The sequence below is a fragment of the Pseudomonas sp. AC083 genome, assembly GCF_979253165.1.
In genome coordinates, this window is record NZ_CEEDDH010000018.1 from 52,619 (window position 1) to 68,869 (window position 16,251).

The window sequence follows — 16,251 nt, forward strand, 5'->3', positions numbered from 1 at the left end:
GAAGCTTGTGGCTTGTGCCGCCCCATCACCCTTATCTATCTTCCTTCCCCATTTTTATGGGCCTACCTAGACTGCGGCATACTTTCTTTAAGGTAGGCCGCCATGTCCGAGACGCTGCTCAGTTCCCGCAATCTGGCTTTCGAGCTGTACGAAGTCCTCGATGCCGAGGGTCTGACCCGGCGCGAGCGCTTTGCCGAGCACAATCGCGAGACCTTCGACGCCGCCATCGGCACCGCGCGCAATATCGCCGAAAAGTTTTTCGCCCCGCACAACCGTAAGGGTGATGAAAACGAGCCGCGCTTTGAAGACGGCCAAGCCATTCTGATTCCCGAAGTGAAACCGGCGGTGGATGCCTTTCTCGAAGCCGGATTTCTTAACGCCGCACGCAGTTTTGAAGCGGGCGGCATGCAATTACCGACCCTGCTGTCGCAAGCCTGCTTCGCGCACTTTCAGTCCGCCAACGCAGCGTCGACCTCGTACCCGTTCCTGACCATGGGCGCGGCCAACCTGATCGAGAGCTTCGGCAGCGAAGAGCAGAAACAGCGCTTCCTGCAACCGATGATCGACGGGCGTTTCTTCGGCACCATGGCCCTGACCGAGCCGCATGCCGGTTCATCGCTGTCGGACATTCGCACCCGCGCCGAGCCTGCGTCCGATGGCACCTATCGCCTCAAGGGCAACAAGATCTTCATTTCCGGCGGCGACCATCCGCTGTCGGAAAACATCGTGCACATGGTTCTGGCCAAACTGCCCGACGCCCCGCCGGGGGTGAAAGGTATTTCGCTGTTTATCGTGCCGAAGTTTCTGGTCAACGACGACGGCAGCCTGGGCCAGCGCAACGACGTGCTGCTCGCCGGCTTGTTCCACAAGATGGGCTGGCGCGGGACCACATCGACGGCGCTGAACTTCGGCGATAACGGCGAGTGCGTCGGCTATCTGGTGGGCAAACCGCACCATGGTTTGAGCTACATGTTCCAGATGATGAACGAAGCGCGAATCGGCGTCGGCATGGGCGCGGTGATGCTGGGTTATGCCGGTTACCTGTATTCGCTGGAATATGCGCGTGAGCGGCCGCAGGGCCGGGTGCCGGACAGCAAGGATCCGACCACTGCGCCGGTGGCGATCATTCAGCACGCGGACGTCAGACGCATGCTGCTGACGCAGAAATCCTACGTCGAAGGTGCGTTTGACCTCGGCCTGTACGCCGCGCGGTTGTTCGATGACACCACCACTCTGGAAACCGAAGCCGAACGCAAACAGGCTCATGAGCTGCTGGACCTGCTGACGCCCATCGTCAAATCCTGGCCTTCGGAGTTCTGCCTCAAAGCCAACGAACTGGCGATCCAGATTCTTGGCGGCCACGGCTACACCCGTGAGTACCCGGTGGAGCAGTACTACCGCGACAACCGCTTGAACCCGATCCACGAAGGCACCCACGGCATCCAGTCTCTGGATTTGCTCGGGCGCAAACTGGCGCAGAACGGTGGCGCCGGTCTCAAGCAGCTGATTCGATTGATCGCCAACACGGCCGAACGTGCCACTGCATACGATTCGTTGACCACCCTGCGCGAACCGCTGGAAAAACTCGTGGCCCGCTTGCAAACCGTGACCATCGGCCTGCTCACGGATCTGGCCCAAGGCAAGGTCAACAGCAGCCTGGCGAACTCGGCGCTGTACCTGAAAGTGTTCGGCCACGCAGTCATCGGCTGGCGCTGGCTGGAGCAGGCGATTCGCGCCGAGGAAGGCCTGGCCAAAGGGAATACGGCGGACGTCGATTTCTATAAGGGCAAGTTGCAGGCGGCGCGGTATTTCCTGACATGGGAAGTGCCGGGTTGCCAGCATGAGCTGGACTTGCTGGAGGCGCGGGATGATACGTGTCTGGGGATGCAGGACGCGTGGTTCTAAAAGCAAAAGATCGCAGCCTTCGGCAGCTCCTACAGAAACCGCATTCCAATGTTGGAGCTGCCGAAGGCTGCGATCTTTTGATCTTGATCCTTTAGCTCAACTTGAACCCACCCATCTGCCGCGCCAGATCATCCGCCAGCTTCTGCAACATCTGGCAGTCTTCGCGACAAGCCCTGACCTCCCCCGCCGTCGCCCGTGCCAGATCGGAAATCCCCTGCACGTTGCGGTTGATCTCTTCGGTCACCGCCGACTGTTCTTCGGTCGCCGTCGCTACCTGATGGTTCATGTCGCTGATGCGCTCAACCTGACCGGTAATCGCCGTCAGCGACGCACCGGTGCGCTGGCTCGATTCAACCCCGGTACCCGTCGCGGCCTGGCCGGTGCGCATCGAAGACACGGCGTTCTCCGCGCCTTGCTTGAGGCTGCCGATCATCAGCTGGATCTCATTGGTCGAGGCCTGGGTTCGGCGCGCAAGCGTGCGCACTTCATCGGCGACCACGGCGAAGCCACGGCCCATGTCGCCAGCGCGGGCGGCTTCGATGGCGGCGTTGAGTGCCAGCAAATTGGTCTGTTCGGAAACGCCACGAATCACCGCCAGCACCGAATCGATCGACGCCACTTGCTGCGCCAGCTCACCCACTGCGCCCGCCGCTAAGCCGATCTCATCGGACATGCTTTCGATATGACGGATCGAGCCACCAACCACTTCCCGTGCCTGCAACGCCTCATCGCGCGCGGTTTGCGAGGCAAGCGCGGCGTTGCCAGCGTTCTGCGCAATTTCCTGCACGGTCAGACCCATTTCGTGGACGGCGGTGGCAACCATGTCGGTCATTTCCTGCTGCCGGCCGGAGCGCTCGGCGGTGTTGTCCACCACCGTAGCCACTTGCCCTACGGCCGTGCGCAGGCGCTCGCTGGTGGTCAGCACTTCACCGATCATTGCGCGCTGGCTGTCGAGGAAACGGTTGAAGCCCCGCGCCAGGTCGCCCAGCTCATCGGCACGGCTGGAATCTAACCGGTGAGTCAAATCTCCACCACCGCTACCGATGGCCACCAGCGCCCGTGTTACTTGTCGAATCGGTCGCACCAGCCCCTGGGCCAGCCACACCACCAACGCCAGGCAGACCAGCGCCACCAGCAGACCGATGCCGCCACTCATCCACATCGCTTTCCGTGCTTCGGCGTAGATCTGCGACTGCGGCACTTCGGCCACCAGCGTCCAGCCGAGATCGCGCAGCGGCAGGCTGAAGGCGAGGAAGTCTTCACCCTCGCGCTGGAAGCTGCTGTTGACCGCATCCTTGTGCCCCATCAGCGCTTGTGCCGCATTGGCACCAATCTGCTCGGTCAAGGTGCGTTTGCCGCTGAACTGCGCCTCAGGATGGACCTGAATCAGACCGTCGGAACGCACGAGATAGACCTTGCCGCGCTCGCCGAAACTGAAGTTGTGGATCAGCTCCGATAGCTCCTTCATGCTCAGCCCGAGCCCGGCGACACCGACAACTTTACCGGCCTGCTCGACCTTCAGATCGATGAACAAGGCCAGCTCGCCAGTGGCGCCATCGTTGTCGATATTGAGGGTGCGCGGCTGATTGCTGTCGAGAAAGGAATAGAACCAGGCATCGGCCGGTTTCGCGCGACTGAGGGTTCGATCCAGGCCTTTTTCGGTGATGTAGTGGTTGGATTCGGTGCCGATGATCAGCGCGGTGAAAGCTTTGTGTTCAGCACGGATGCCTTCCAGATACTGCGCGAAGAGCGCAGTTTTGCTGCTGTCCTCGCCTGTCGCCAACCAGTCACGCACCATGCTGTTGCTGGCGATGTCCTTGGCGGCGGTGAGCGGTTGTACGAGGATGCGTTCGATATCGTTGCGTGTCGCTTCGATACTCGACGGCAGCGCTTGTTCGACCAGATAGCTCTGGGCGAGGCGGTTGACCACCAGGGTATAAATGCCAACCACAATCACGATGCTGATCAGCAGGGCCGCGCCCATGCCGAGAATCAACTGCCATTGAATACTGCGTCGCCACCACTGCATGGAGCACCCCCGAAGAATAAGAGCCTGAACCACTGCAACAGCCGTGCCGATTGTATACAAAGAGCATCAGAATAAAACACAACCTTCGGTACAGCCGTATCCTTCCTAGCAAGAAGCAGGCCGTTATATCGAGGGATTCACTGTCAAATCTGACAGGTTACAACTTGCATCGGGTGGCTTAGATTCACGGTTTCACGTCTGTGACAAGCATCCGCGTCCCAGATCCAAGCCGTCTATAGCAGGAGAAAGAACATGACTGACACCGGTCCACGAGAGAATTTTGTTCAGGCAATGGCTGACAACGATACGTTTGTTAAATCGGCGCTCATTGGCGACTTTGTAGGGAGCTCGACTTCTCAATCGATGATTATTCGCAGGCACTTCACCGAGGTCATGGTTTTCCCGGTAACCCATTACAAAATTACGATCACCACCCTCGCAGGCACGACGTACAGCACAGCTCAGCCAATTGCGTCGGCAGAATATATCCACCTGCTTTCCAAGGGTGATGAAGTGACGATCGAAAATACCACCTATAGAGTTTCCCACTCAGAGTTCATCAAGCAATCCGATGGAGAATGGACAACAAAAGTCTACTGGCAGCCAATACTCCAAGCCTCATAGCAACAAGACCTCAGCATGTTCAGCGCCTCAATGTACCGAGGCGCTGCGAAAAGCGAGTCAACCCTGACTGATCGTCTTGGCAATGGTGTCGACCGTGGCGCTGACTTGCTCTTGATAACGGTCGAGTTCTTCCTGGTGCTGCTTCTTCATTTCGATCTGCTGCGAGCACAGATTCATCGCCGCCAGCACCAGCAAACGGTCACCGATCAGCGTCGGGTATTTGCGCTTGGTGTCTTCCAGCGCTGCCTTGAGCATCATCGCCGCGTCCAGCAGGGTCTGTTCTTCCCCGGCCGGTGCCTTGATCGAATAGTCCTCGCCAAGAATGGAGATGACTTTTACCCCTGCTGTGCCGTGGTTCATGCGCTCACAGGACCGGCATTGACGCGATCAACCAGCGCCTGAATGCGCGCGGCGGTGGCGCCGTGTTTTTCTTCCTGCTCCATCAGGTTCAGTTGCAGGCTTTCGTTTTCATCCTTGGCATGGGCCAGTTCCGTGGACAGAGTCTGGTTGGTCTGCAGCAGAGTCTGGTTCTGTTGCACGAGGTCGCTGACGAGCTGTTCCAATTGGCTGAGGGATGCTTCCAACATTTTGATCTTCCAAGCGTTTTTCAAAGGGCGCGTACGATAAAGAAAAGTCACCACGGATGCCAGGGTTAAACCGGCGCAAGGCCTTGATTTTCCTGGCGGGCAAGCGTTCTCGCGAGTTTAAAAGACTGTGATTGGTCGATCTGGTTCCTGCACTTCGTCGCTCAAGCCTGTCTGCGACAAATACGCACACCACCTCAAGACTTTAGTCGTATGACCGATAAGTCACCCATACAGCAGTCTCAGCCCGCATGGATGCGGCCCTTTTCGGTATCCGCCCATGTCCCTTCGCAATATGAATATCGCCCCACGGGCGTTCACCGGCTTCGCCCTGATCGGCGGCCTGATGTTGATCCTCGGCGTGTTTGCGCTGAACCAGATGAGCAAGATCCGCGCGGCCGGCGAAGACATCGCCACCGCCAGCGTGCCGTCGATCAAGGCTCTGGACGAATTCACTCAACTGACCCTGCGCCTGCGCGTGCTCTCTTACCGTTTGCTGATCAATCGCGAACCCGACGTGCAGCAGAAAACCATCGAACTGTTCGACATGCGCAACCGCCAGATCGCCGATGCGCAACGCGCATACGAGCCACTGATCGAAGGCCCGCAGGAACGTGCGGCGTACGATCAGTACGTGCAATTGCTGGCGCAGTACCGTCAGCTCGAAGAGCGTATGAAAACCCTGTCGCGCAACAATCAGATCGACGAGTTGCGGCAGATGCTCAACAGCGATTTGCTGAGCAATTCGGAAGCGGTGAATACCGCGCTGGCGCGCTTGCTGGATATCAACACCCAGCAGATCGCCGCAACCGACCAGGGCGCGAAGGATCAGTACTCGCTGTCGTTCAATCTGGTGGTGACCCTGCTGGTGATCGCCAGCGGCCTGACCCTGCTGTTCGCCTGGTTGCTGACCGTGAGCATTACCAAGCCGATTTCCAAGGCACTCGAGGCGGCGGAAACCATCGCCGAAGGCAACCTAACCCAGCCGATCCATGTCGATGGCGAAGATGAAGCCGGGCGCCTGCTGGCGGCGATGGCGAAGATGCAATCGAAGCTGCGCGACACCCTGCAGCGCATCTCCGGTTCGGCCACACAGCTTGCGTCTGCTGCGGAAGAGCTGAACAGCGTCACCGACGAGAGTGCTCGCGGCCTGACCCAGCAGAACAACGAAATCGAGCAGGCCGCCACTGCGGTCAATGAGATGACCAGTGCCGTCGAAGAAGTCGCGCGCAACGCGGTCAGCACTTCGGAAGCCTCGAAAAACGCCACCACTTCGGCGGGCGACGGTCGTGATCTGGTGCAGGAAACCGTCAGCGCCATCGAACGCATGAGCGCCGATGTGCAGAGCACCGCGTCGCTGATCGGCGACCTGGCCAATGAATCCCGCGATATCGGCAAGGTGCTCGACGTGATTCGTGGCCTCGCCGATCAGACCAACCTGCTGGCATTGAACGCAGCAATCGAAGCGGCCCGTGCCGGTGAGGCCGGTCGTGGTTTTGCCGTGGTGGCGGACGAAGTGCGCGCACTGGCCCATCGCACCCAGCAGTCGACCAGCGAAATCGAACGCATGATCGGCAGCATCCAGAGCGGCACCGAACACGCCGTGGATTCGATGCGCAACAGCACCGAGCGCGCCGAATCGACCTTGAATATCGCCCGTGGCGCCGGGATGTCGCTGGACACGATCAACAGCGCCATCGTCGAAATCAACGAGCGCAACCTGGTCATCGCCAGCGCAGCCGAAGAGCAGGCGCAGGTGGCGCGGGAAGTCGATCGCAATCTGGTCAACATCCGCGATCTGTCGGTCCAGTCGGCGACCGGCGCCAATCAGACCAGCGCAGCGAGCAATGAGCTGTCGCGCCTGGCGCTGGATCTGAACAACATGGTTGGGCGGTTCAGCCTGTAACACACCTCGCTTGAGCTTCCCCTGTGGTGAGGGGATTTATCCCTGTTGGGTGGCGAAGCCGCCCCAAAAGCAGCGTATGCGGTTCCCTTTAAGGATCCGCGTACAGCGGTTTTACGACGGCTGCGCCGCCGAACGGGGATGAATCCCCTCGCCACAGTCATCATTCGCCGCATGTGCAAGGCGATTCTGCAAAAAAGCTTTTTGACAGCATCACATTTCAACAGGTTAGAATCGCTGGCACGCAGACTGCATGGTCAGTTTGTGCCTCGTCTTTACGCTTCTGGAGTACTGCCTTTGAATGCGACGACCATCAACAGCCTGTTCTTGATCGGCGCGTTGCTGGTAGGCGCAAGCATTCTTGTCAGCTCGCTTTCTTCACGTCTCGGCATTCCGATTCTGGTCATCATTCTCGCGGTCGGCATGGCGGCCGGAGTCGATGGTGGCGGGATCATTTTCGATAACTACCCGACGGCCTATCTGGTCGGCAACCTCGCCCTGGCAGTGATCCTGCTCGACGGCGGCTTGCGTACGCGGGTGTCGAGTTTCCGCGTGGCCTTGTGGCCGGCGCTGTCGCTGGCCACGGTCGGGGTGTTGATTACCACCGGGCTGACCGGCATGGCCGCTGCGTGGCTGTTCGACCTCAATCTGATTCAGGGCCTGCTGATCGGCGCCATCGTCGGCTCGACCGACGCCGCTGCGGTGTTCTCGCTGCTCGGCGGTAAAGGCCTCAACGAACGGGTCAGCGCCAGTCTGGAAATCGAATCCGGCAGCAACGACCCGATGGCGGTGTTTCTCACCGTCACCCTGATCGACATGCTCGCCAGCGGCGAAACCGGCCTGCACTGGAGCCTGCTGACCCACCTGATCCGCGAGTTCGGCATCGGTGGCGTGATCGGTCTGGGCGGCGGTTGGGTGATGCTGCAACTGGTCAATCGCATCAATCTCGCCGCCGGGCTCTATCCGATCCTGATCATTGCTGGCGGTCTGGTGGTGTTCGCGCTGACCAACGCCTTGCATGGCAGCGGCTTCCTTGCTGTCTATCTGTGCGGTCTGGTGATCGGCAACCGCCCGGTGCGCAGCCGCCACGGCATTCTGCATATGCTCGACGGCATGGCCTGGCTGGCGCAGATCGGCATGTTCCTGGTGCTGGGCCTGCTGGTCACGCCCCACGATCTGCTGCCGATCGCCCTGCCCGCCCTAGGTCTGGCGCTGTGGATGATTCTGTTCGCGCGGCCGCTGTCGGTGATGGTCGGCCTGCTACCGTTCAAGGCTTTCCACGGTCGCGAAAAAGCCTTTATTTCCTGGGTCGGCCTGCGCGGCGCGGTGCCGATCATTCTTGCGGTGTTCCCGCTGATGGCCGGCCTGCCGCAAGCGCAGCTCTACTTCAATCTGGCGTTCTTCATCGTGTTGGTCTCGCTGCTGGTGCAGGGCACGAGCCTGCCGTGGGTGGCCAAATTGCTCAAGGTGACCGTTCCGCCAGAGCCAGCGCCGATATCCCGAGCGGCACTGGAAGTGCACGTCACCAGCGAGTGGGAACTGTTCGTTTACAAGCTCGGCGCGGAGAAATGGTGCATCGGTTCGCCCCTGCGTGAGCTGAAAATGCCCGAGGGCACACGCATCGCGGCGCTGTTTCGTGGCCAGCAACTGCTCCATCCGTCGGGTAGTACGGTGCTGGAAGTCGATGATTTGCTGTGTGTTATTGGCCATGAACACAACTTGCCGGCCCTCGGCAAACTGTTCAGCCAGGCACCGCAACGCGGCCTCGATCTGCGTTTCTTCGGCGACTTCGTGCTCGAAGGAGACGCCCAGCTTAAAGCGGTTGCAGCGCTGTATGGCTTGCCGGCCGAAGGCATCGATCCGGACATGACTCTGGGCGCGTTCATCGCGCAAAAAGTCGGGGGTGCTCCCATCGTCGGCGACCAGGTGGAGTGGAACAACACCCACTGGACGGTGGCGGTCATGGACGGGAACAAGATCGGCAAAGTGGGCGTCAGATTCCCCGAAGGAAGTCGCCCGGGCCCCGGACTCTTCCTCTAAACTGCTCCCACTCTCACTTGCTTGACCGGTCTCTATGCCTACCCTGCGCTCCTTTTTCGCCGCGGCCCTGCTGGGCCTCAGTCTTGTCGTCGGCCCGCTGCATGCTGCCGAACCACCGTCCAGCGATGCCGTGCAGGCCAGCCTCGATAAGCTGGCCGACAGCAAGCTGCCGGACGCCGACAAGAAGACCCTGCAGACCGTCCTGCAGAACACCCTCAATCAGCTGAACAACCAGCGTGATTACGAGCAGAAACTGATCGATCTCAAGCGTCAGTTGGCCAACGCGCCGAAGCAGACGATTGAAAACACCCGCGAACTGAGCCGCCTCAAGGCCACCGCGCCAGTGCCGGTCGCGCAGCGCTTTCCGAAGGAGTCGATTCAGCAACTGGAGCAGATCCTTACCGATCGCTCGACCCAGCAGAGCGATCTGCAAAAAGCCCTGGCCGAAGCCAACAGCCTGATCATCACCGCACAGACTCGCCCCGAGCGCGCTCAGGCGGAGATCTCTGCCAGCCAGACGCGCATCCAGCAGATCAACACCATCCTCAAATCCGGCAAGGACACGGGCAAAACGGTCACCGCCGAACAGCGCGACCAGTTGAACGCCGAACTCGCCGCACTCAATGCACTGATTCCACTGCGCCGCCAGGAACTGGCCGGCAACACCCAGTTGCAGGATCTCGGCAATGCCCAGCACGACTTGCTTTCGGAGAAATCCGACCGCCTCGACCGCGAGATCCAGGAACTGCAAACCCTGATCAACCAGAAGCGTCTGGCGCAGTCGCAGGAAACCGTTACCCAGCAATCGATCGAAGCGCAGAAGGCCGGCGGCAGCAGCCTGCTGGCGAGCGAGAGCGCGACCAATCTCAAGCTTTCCGACTATTTGCTCAAGAGCACCGACCGTCTCAACGAAGTCACGCAGCAGAACCTGCAGACCAAACAGCAACTCGACACCCTGACCCAGAGCGATTCGGCGCTGGACGAGCAAATCAACGTGCTCAAGGGCAGCCTGCTGCTGTCGAAAATCCTCTACAAACAGAAGCAGGCGCTGCCGCACTTGAAGGTCGACCGCGACCTCGCCGACCAGATTGCCGATATTCGCCTGTATCAGTTCGATGTCAGCCAGCAGCGGGAGCTGCTGAGCAATCCGGCGACCTACGTCGACAATTTGCTGGCCACCCAGCCGCCGGAGCAGGTCACCCCGCAACTGCGCAAGAGCCTGCTCGATCTGGCCAACACCCGCGCTGATCTGCTCGAGCGGCTGAACCGCGAGTTGAGCGCGATGCTCAACGAATCGATCACCCTGCAGCTCAACCAGAAACAACTGCTGAGCACCGCGCAAAGCCTGCGCGCGACCCTCGACGAACAGATGTTCTGGATTCCCAGCAACAAGCCGCTGGACGTGGAATGGATGCGCGGTGTGCCCGAGCGCCTGGAGCGGCAGGTCAATACCTTGCCATGGGCGTCGAGCCTGAGCGAACTGGCTGACGGCCTGACCCAGCGGCCATTGCTGTTCTTGCCTCTGGCGCTGCTGATTGGCGCCCTGTTGTGGCGCCGCAAGGCGCTGTACGGACGACTCAACAAGGTTCACCAGGACATCGGCCACTTCAAGCGCGACAGCCAGTGGCACACGCCGCAGGCGATTCTGATCAACATCCTGTTGGCAATGCCAGTGGCGCTGGGTCTGGCGCTGTGCGGCCTGGCCCTGCAGATCGACGCGCGCGGGCAGAACGCCAACATGGGCGCGGCGCTGCTGCAGATGGGCCAGGCCTGGCTGGTGTTCTACACCGCGTACCGGATTCTTGCGCCGGGTGGCGTGGCGGAATTGCACTTCCGCTGGGAGAAGCCGCAGGTCGAGTTCCTTCAGGGCTGGGTGCGTCGATTGGGCCTTGTGGTCATGGCGCTGGTGGCCGTGGTAGCCGTCGCCGAGTTGCAACCGGCGGCGCTGGCCGATGACGTGCTCGGCATGCCGGTGGTGCTGACCTGCTACGCCTTGATGGCGTGGCTGCTCAGTCGCCTGCTGATCAGCAGCCCGACGCACCAGAACGCTTCGCTGTTCCGCAAAGCCGTCGGAGTGATGTTCACCCTGCTGCCGATCGCCCTGTTTGTCGCGGTGTGCTTCGGCTACTACTACACCGCGCTGAAACTCAGCGACCGCTTGATCAATACCCTGTACCTGCTGATGTTCTGGCTGGTGATCGAGGCCACCTTCGTGCGTGGTCTGAGCGTTGCCGCGCGGCGTCTGGCTTACCAGCGCGCGCTGGCCAAACGGCAGGCGGCAAAAGAGGCCGGCGACGGCGAAGCGGTGATCGAAGAGCCGACCCTGGACATCGAAAAGGTCAACGAACAGTCCCTGCGCCTGATCCGTCTGGCCCTGCTCGGCGGTTTCATCGCGGCGCTGTACTGGGTCTGGTCGGACCTGATTTCGGTGTTCTCGTATCTGGACAACATCACCCTCTACGAATACACCAGCGGCACTGGCGCCAACATGAGCATGGTGCCGATCAGCATCGGCGACATGCTCGGCGCGCTGATCATCATCGGTATCACCTTCGCGCTGGCGCGCAATTTGCCCGGCCTGCTCGAAGTGTTCGTGCTGTCCAAGCTCAACCTGGCCCAGGGCAGCGCTTATGCGACAACCACGCTGCTGTCCTACGTGATTGCCGGAGTCGGTTTCGTCACCACCCTGTCGACCCTCGGCGTCAGCTGGGACAAGTTGCAGTGGCTGGTGGCGGCGCTGTCGGTGGGCCTCGGTTTCGGTATGCAGGAGATCTTCGCCAACTTCATCTCCGGCATCATGATCCTCTTCGAACGCCCGGTGCGAATCGGCGACACCATCACCATCGGCAACCTCTCGGGCACGGTGAGCAAGATCCGCATCCGCGCCACCACCATCACCGACTTCGACCGCAAGGACATCATTGTCCCGAACAAAACGTTCATTACCGGGCAATTGATCAACTGGTCGCTGACCGACACCATCACCCGCGTCACGTTGAAACTGGGCGTCGATTACGGCTCGGATCTGGACCTGGTCAAGGAACTGCTGCTCAAAGCAGCCCGGGAGAACCCGCGTGTGCTCAAAGAACCGGAGCCACACGTGTACTTCCTCAACTTCGGCGAAAGCACCCTCGACCACGAACTGCGCATGCATGTACGCGATCTCGGCGACCGCAACCCGGTGCTGGATGAGGTTAACCGCTTCATCAATCGCGAGTTCAAGAAGCAGCACATCAACATCTCGTTCCGGCAGATGGAGGTTTATCTGAAGAACCTCCACGGTCAGGAATACAAGATGGTGCCTGTGGAACCCGAGAACAAAACCATCGTGCCGATCGTCGACGGGCAGAAACCGTTGCCGGAACCGCCACCGAGCAAACTCGACTAACCGACATGGTCCCAGCAGAATGCTCGGACATTCTGCTGGAGCCGCCCGTGAAAGCCCTCGACGAACTGACTTTCGACAATCGCTTCGCCCGCCTGGGCGACGCGTTCTCCGCGCACGTGCTGCCCGAGCCGATCGACAATCCGCGCCTGGTGGTCGCCAGTCCGGCCGCCCTGGCTCTGTTGGATCTTGATCCGGCCAGCGCTGAAACCGAAGAATTCGCGCAACTGTTCGGTGGCCACAAGCTCTGGGCCGACGCCGAACCACGGGCGATGGTCTATTCCGGGCATCAGTTCGGCGGCTACACCCCGCAACTGGGTGACGGTCGCGGTTTGTTGCTGGGCGAGGTCTACAACAACGCTGGTGAGCACTGGGACCTGCACCTCAAGGGCGCCGGGCAAACGCCCTTTTCGCGCATGGGCGATGGTCGCGCGGTGCTGCGCTCATCGATTCGCGAGTTTCTCGCTTCCGAGGCGCTGTTTGCGCTGAACATCCCGTCTTCGCGGGCCGCCTGTGTGATTGGCTCCGACACGCCGGTCTGGCGGGAAAAGCAGGAACGCGCGGCGATGGTGCTGCGTCTGGCGCCGAGCCATGTCCGATTCGGCCACTTCGAATATTTCTACTACACCAAGCGCCCCGAGCAGCAGAAACAGCTTGGTGAGCATGTGCTGGCGATGCACTTTCCCGAATGCCTGGAACAACCGGAACCGTATCTGGCGATGTTCCGCGAGATCGTCGAGCGCAACGCCGAGCTGATCGCCAAGTGGCAGGCTTATGGCTTCTGCCATGGAGTGATGAACACCGACAACATGTCGATCCTCGGCATCACCTTCGACTTCGGCCCGTTCGCCTTCCTCGATGACTTCGACGCGCATTTCATCTGCAATCACTCCGATGATCAGGGCCGCTACTCGTTCAGCAATCAGGTGCCGGTGGGCCAGTGGAACCTCAGCGCCCTCGCCCAGGCACTGACGCCGTTCATCAGCGTCGAAGCCCTGCGCGAAACCCTTGGCCTGTACCTTCCGCTGTTCCAGGCGCATTACCTCGACCTGATGCGCCGCCGCTTCGGCTTCACCACTGCCGAAGACGATGACCAGAAGCTGCTGGAAGACCTGTTGCAACTGATGCAGAACAGCGGCGTCGACTACACGCTGTTCTTCCGCCGACTTGGCGAAGACTCACCTGAGCAGGCAGTCGCCCGCTTGCGTGATGATTTCGTCGACATCAAAGGTTTTGATGCTTGGGGCGAGCGCTACATCGCCCGGGTTGCCCGCGATGGCTACGCCGATCAAGAGCAGCGCCGAGCGCGGATGCACGCGGTGAATCCGCTGTACATCCTGCGCAATTATCTGGCGCAAAAGGCTATTGATGCGGCGGAACAAGGGGATTATGCCGAGGTACGCCGACTGCATGCGGTGCTGAACAAACCGTTTGAGGAGCAGCCGGGGATGGAAGGTTACGCCGAGCGGCCACCGGAGTGGGGCAAGCATTTGGAGATCAGTTGTTCTTCGTAGGCGCTTCAGCTTAGCGGGTCGATTGCACTGATTACACGGTCGACGATGTCAGACATTGTCACGTCATCCAGTCGCTCGATGAATTTGGCCGTGCCGTCTCGTACCTGTTGTTCTATGTCAAAACTGCGAACCTGATTACACACCGCTACACCATTGGTTTCGTGGCCAGTAATAGCGACCGCCAAACCCATATTCCGGCTGAAATTCCCACCGCTAGTAACAGGCACCGTCATGCTCACGCCCAATGCGTTGATCTCTCTGGGCGTAATCACCACAAAGCGATGTCTGTTCATCATCTCCCGCCCCGCCACTGGGTTTGGATCAATCCAGTAAACGTCACCCCGCTGAGGGGGCTGTCGGCGCACCATCAACCTAGCTCCCGGCCGACAGAATCACCTTCAAGAGTCTCGCTAGTCTGGGCGTTAAGTTTCTGCAATTCTTCTGCGCCTTCGAGTAGCTCTGACAAACTATAACGCTTACGCGTAGCGGCTACGGCTGGACGAGCAATCAGTTCGCCATCGACCACATTCAGCTCTAGCTGTGCGCCAACCTCCAGATGCAACAACTTTAGAAGCGTGGGCGGAATCGTAATGACGGCAGCGCCGCCTTGGCGGCGTATCTTGGAAGTTACGGACATTATGTCGCTCCGATTTGATGCATAGGAATCATCGACTCCTGGATTAGTGCAACAAAAGTAGCACGCAGATAAAGACAAAGCGATCTCCTCACGACAAGCGTAAAACGCCGAATTGGTCTTCAGACCAGCCATTGATCCCGGAACGGTTTTGAGAAAAATGTGAGCAGTTGCGACATTGATAAGTTGGCAGATCGACTCCAAATCAGTTCTATAGACTGCCTATCAGAGAACCAATAATGACCACCCCACTCCTCATCCCCTGCCCCACCTGCAACGGCCTCAACCGCATCCCCGCCGAGCGCCTGGCTGACCAGCCCAAATGCGGGCGCTGCAAGTCTGCGGTGTTGTTGAGCAAACCCTTCGAACTCAAGCAGGGCGATTACGCCAGTCAGACCAAGGGCGATCTGCCGTTACTGGTGGATGTCTGGGCGGACTGGTGCGGGCCGTGCAAGTCGTTCGCGCCGGTGTTCGAACAGGCTGCGGCGCAGCTCGCGGGCAAGTGTCGGCTGGCCAAGCTCGACAGCGAAGCGAATCAGCAGTTGTCGGCGCAGTTGGGGATTCGCTCGATTCCGAGCCTGATTCTGTTTAAAAACGGCAGGGAAGTGGCGCGGCAGAGCGGTGCGTTGCCATTGCCGCAGTTGATGGCGTGGCTGCGTAGTCAAGGCATCTGACCCAACACAGAAACCTGTGGGAGCTGGCTTGCCAGCGATTGCGATCGATCAGTCACGAAAGATGCAGAATCTGCTGCCCTCATCGCTGGCAAGCCAGCTCCCACAGGGATTGTGAATTCTTCGACGGATCAGTGACCTTCGATCAGGTTATGCAATTCGACGAATTGCTGGGTCAGCTTGTGCCGTGGATCGAGGTGGATCAGCGGCATGCTGGCCTGGTGCGACTCGCGCATACGCACCGAACTGCTCAGGTACACCGGCAATACCGGCAAGCCTTCGGCAATCAACTCATCGAGCATCTGCTGTGGCAGGCTGGCCCGCGCCTGAAACTGATTGACCACAATGCCTTCGACTTCCAACCCTTCGTTGTGGTCATCCTTCAACTCTTCGATCTCGGCGATCAGGCCGTACAGGGCCTGACGTGAAAAGCTGTCGCAGTCAAAGGGGATCAACACGCGATCCGCGGCAATCAGCGCCGATACCGCGTAGAAATTCAGTGCTGGCGGGGTATCCAGATAAATCCGGTCGTAGTCCTCGGACAATTCGTCCAGCAACTTGCGCAGCTTGTTGATCTTGTGTTTCGCCTCGAGCTTGGGCTGCAGGTCGGCCAACTCGGCGGTGGCGGTAATGATGTGCAGGTTGTCGAACGGCGTTTCATAGATGTCCGCCTGATTCTTTTTCGAGAACGGCCCGGAGGACAGCGTCTGTTTGAAGAAGTCAGCGATACCCATCGGGATATCGTCGCCGGTGAGACCGGTCAAATACTGAGTGGAATTGGCCTGGGCATCGAGGTCGACCAACAACGTGCGATAACCCTCGCTGGCGCTGACCGCCGCCAGATTGCAGGCGATGCTGGATTTGCCCACGCCACCTTTCTGATTGAACACCACGCGCCGCATGACCAAACCTCCGTGTATCAAAGAATGACCGAGTGTAGTTGGCGGTGACCGCGCTTCGCT

The 16,251-nt window shown here is 59.8% G+C and carries 12 protein-coding genes and 3 pseudogenes; 8 read left to right on the plus strand and 7 right to left on the minus strand.

Translation table 11 applies throughout. The features are described 5' to 3' along the window. The first annotated feature begins 102 nt into the window (after positions 1–102). A complete protein-coding gene (locus AC0IXA_RS22220; RefSeq protein ID WP_471814510.1) occupies positions 103–1,905 on the plus strand; it encodes an acyl-CoA dehydrogenase in 1,803 nt (600 codons plus the stop codon). A 91-nt stretch (positions 1,906–1,996) separates the two neighbouring features. On the opposite strand, the gene AC0IXA_RS22225 is transcribed toward AC0IXA_RS22220, so the two are convergent. Beyond that, positions 1,997–2,842 carry a methyl-accepting chemotaxis protein gene (locus AC0IXA_RS22225; protein WP_460154572.1) on the minus strand — a complete coding sequence of 282 codons (846 nt, stop codon included), beginning with the start codon at positions 2,840–2,842 and terminating at the stop codon, positions 1,997–1,999. Between the two features lie 21 nt (positions 2,843–2,863). Then, positions 2,864–3,934 (minus strand): annotated as a pseudogene (locus AC0IXA_RS22230) (HAMP domain-containing protein); the annotation flags it as partial. Between the two features lie 252 nt (positions 3,935–4,186). Between AC0IXA_RS22230 and AC0IXA_RS22235 the strand changes: the two are divergent. Further along, positions 4,187–4,558, plus strand: coding sequence for a hypothetical protein (locus AC0IXA_RS22235; RefSeq protein WP_341638441.1), 372 nt, complete (start codon positions 4,187–4,189; stop codon positions 4,556–4,558). Positions 4,559–4,615: 57 nt separating this feature from the next. Here AC0IXA_RS22235 and AC0IXA_RS22240 read toward each other — a convergent pair whose 3' ends face one another. Continuing rightward, a complete protein-coding gene (locus tag AC0IXA_RS22240) occupies positions 4,616–4,918 on the minus strand; it encodes a cell division protein ZapA (RefSeq protein ID WP_056787426.1) in 303 nt (100 codons plus the stop codon). Beyond that, entirely contained in the window at positions 4,915–5,145 is a 231-nt protein-coding gene (locus AC0IXA_RS22245; RefSeq protein WP_341638440.1) for a hypothetical protein, read from the minus strand. The genes AC0IXA_RS22240 and AC0IXA_RS22245 overlap by 4 nt, the downstream gene beginning before the upstream one ends. Positions 5,146–5,488: 343 nt before the next feature. Here AC0IXA_RS22245 and AC0IXA_RS22250 point away from each other — a divergent pair. The 5 genes and pseudogenes from AC0IXA_RS22250 to selO form a co-directional block, all read left to right on the plus strand. Further along, positions 5,489–6,145: pseudogene (locus AC0IXA_RS22250) on the plus strand (MCP four helix bundle domain-containing protein); the annotation flags it as partial. Between the two features lie 303 nt (positions 6,146–6,448). Then, a pseudogene (locus AC0IXA_RS22255) lies at positions 6,449–7,048 on the plus strand (methyl-accepting chemotaxis protein); the annotation flags it as partial. Between the two features lie 294 nt (positions 7,049–7,342). Next, the gene (locus tag AC0IXA_RS22260) at positions 7,343–9,085 is read left to right on the plus strand and encodes a potassium/proton antiporter (RefSeq protein ID WP_024011302.1); all 1,743 of its coding nucleotides are present in this window, start codon (positions 7,343–7,345) and stop codon (positions 9,083–9,085) included. Between the two features lie 34 nt (positions 9,086–9,119). Next, positions 9,120–12,473 (plus strand): mechanosensitive channel MscK, encoded by a 3,354-nt coding sequence (mscK, locus tag AC0IXA_RS22265; RefSeq protein ID WP_076565278.1) that lies wholly within the window; start codon positions 9,120–9,122, stop codon positions 12,471–12,473. Between the two features lie 47 nt (positions 12,474–12,520). Further along, the gene (gene selO, locus AC0IXA_RS22270) at positions 12,521–13,984 is read left to right on the plus strand and encodes a protein adenylyltransferase SelO (RefSeq protein WP_471814511.1); all 1,464 of its coding nucleotides are present in this window, start codon (positions 12,521–12,523) and stop codon (positions 13,982–13,984) included. A gap of 5 nt (positions 13,985–13,989) precedes the next feature. On the opposite strand, the gene mazF is transcribed toward selO, so the two are convergent. Both mazF and mazE read right to left on the minus strand, forming a co-directional pair. Then, the gene (gene mazF / locus AC0IXA_RS22275) at positions 13,990–14,352 is read right to left on the minus strand and encodes a type II toxin-antitoxin system toxin MazF (RefSeq protein WP_471814512.1); all 363 of its coding nucleotides are present in this window, start codon (positions 14,350–14,352) and stop codon (positions 13,990–13,992) included. After that, positions 14,352–14,621: a type II toxin-antitoxin system antitoxin MazE gene (gene mazE, locus AC0IXA_RS22280; protein WP_008077592.1), complete on the minus strand. Its 270-nt coding sequence runs from the start codon at positions 14,619–14,621 to the stop codon at positions 14,352–14,354. Before mazE ends, mazF begins: the two co-directional genes overlap by 1 nt. A gap of 236 nt (positions 14,622–14,857) precedes the next feature. Here mazE and trxC point away from each other — a divergent pair, with 236 nt between their 5' ends. Continuing rightward, a complete protein-coding gene (gene trxC, locus AC0IXA_RS22285; protein WP_341638437.1) occupies positions 14,858–15,292 on the plus strand; it encodes a thioredoxin TrxC in 435 nt (144 codons plus the stop codon). Positions 15,293–15,420: 128 nt separating this feature from the next. Here the strand turns inward: trxC and AC0IXA_RS22290 are convergent, their stop codons facing one another. Beyond that, positions 15,421–16,191 (minus strand): ParA family protein, encoded by a 771-nt coding sequence (locus AC0IXA_RS22290; RefSeq protein WP_471814513.1) that lies wholly within the window; start codon positions 16,189–16,191, stop codon positions 15,421–15,423. Between the last annotated feature and the right edge of the window lie 60 nt (positions 16,192–16,251).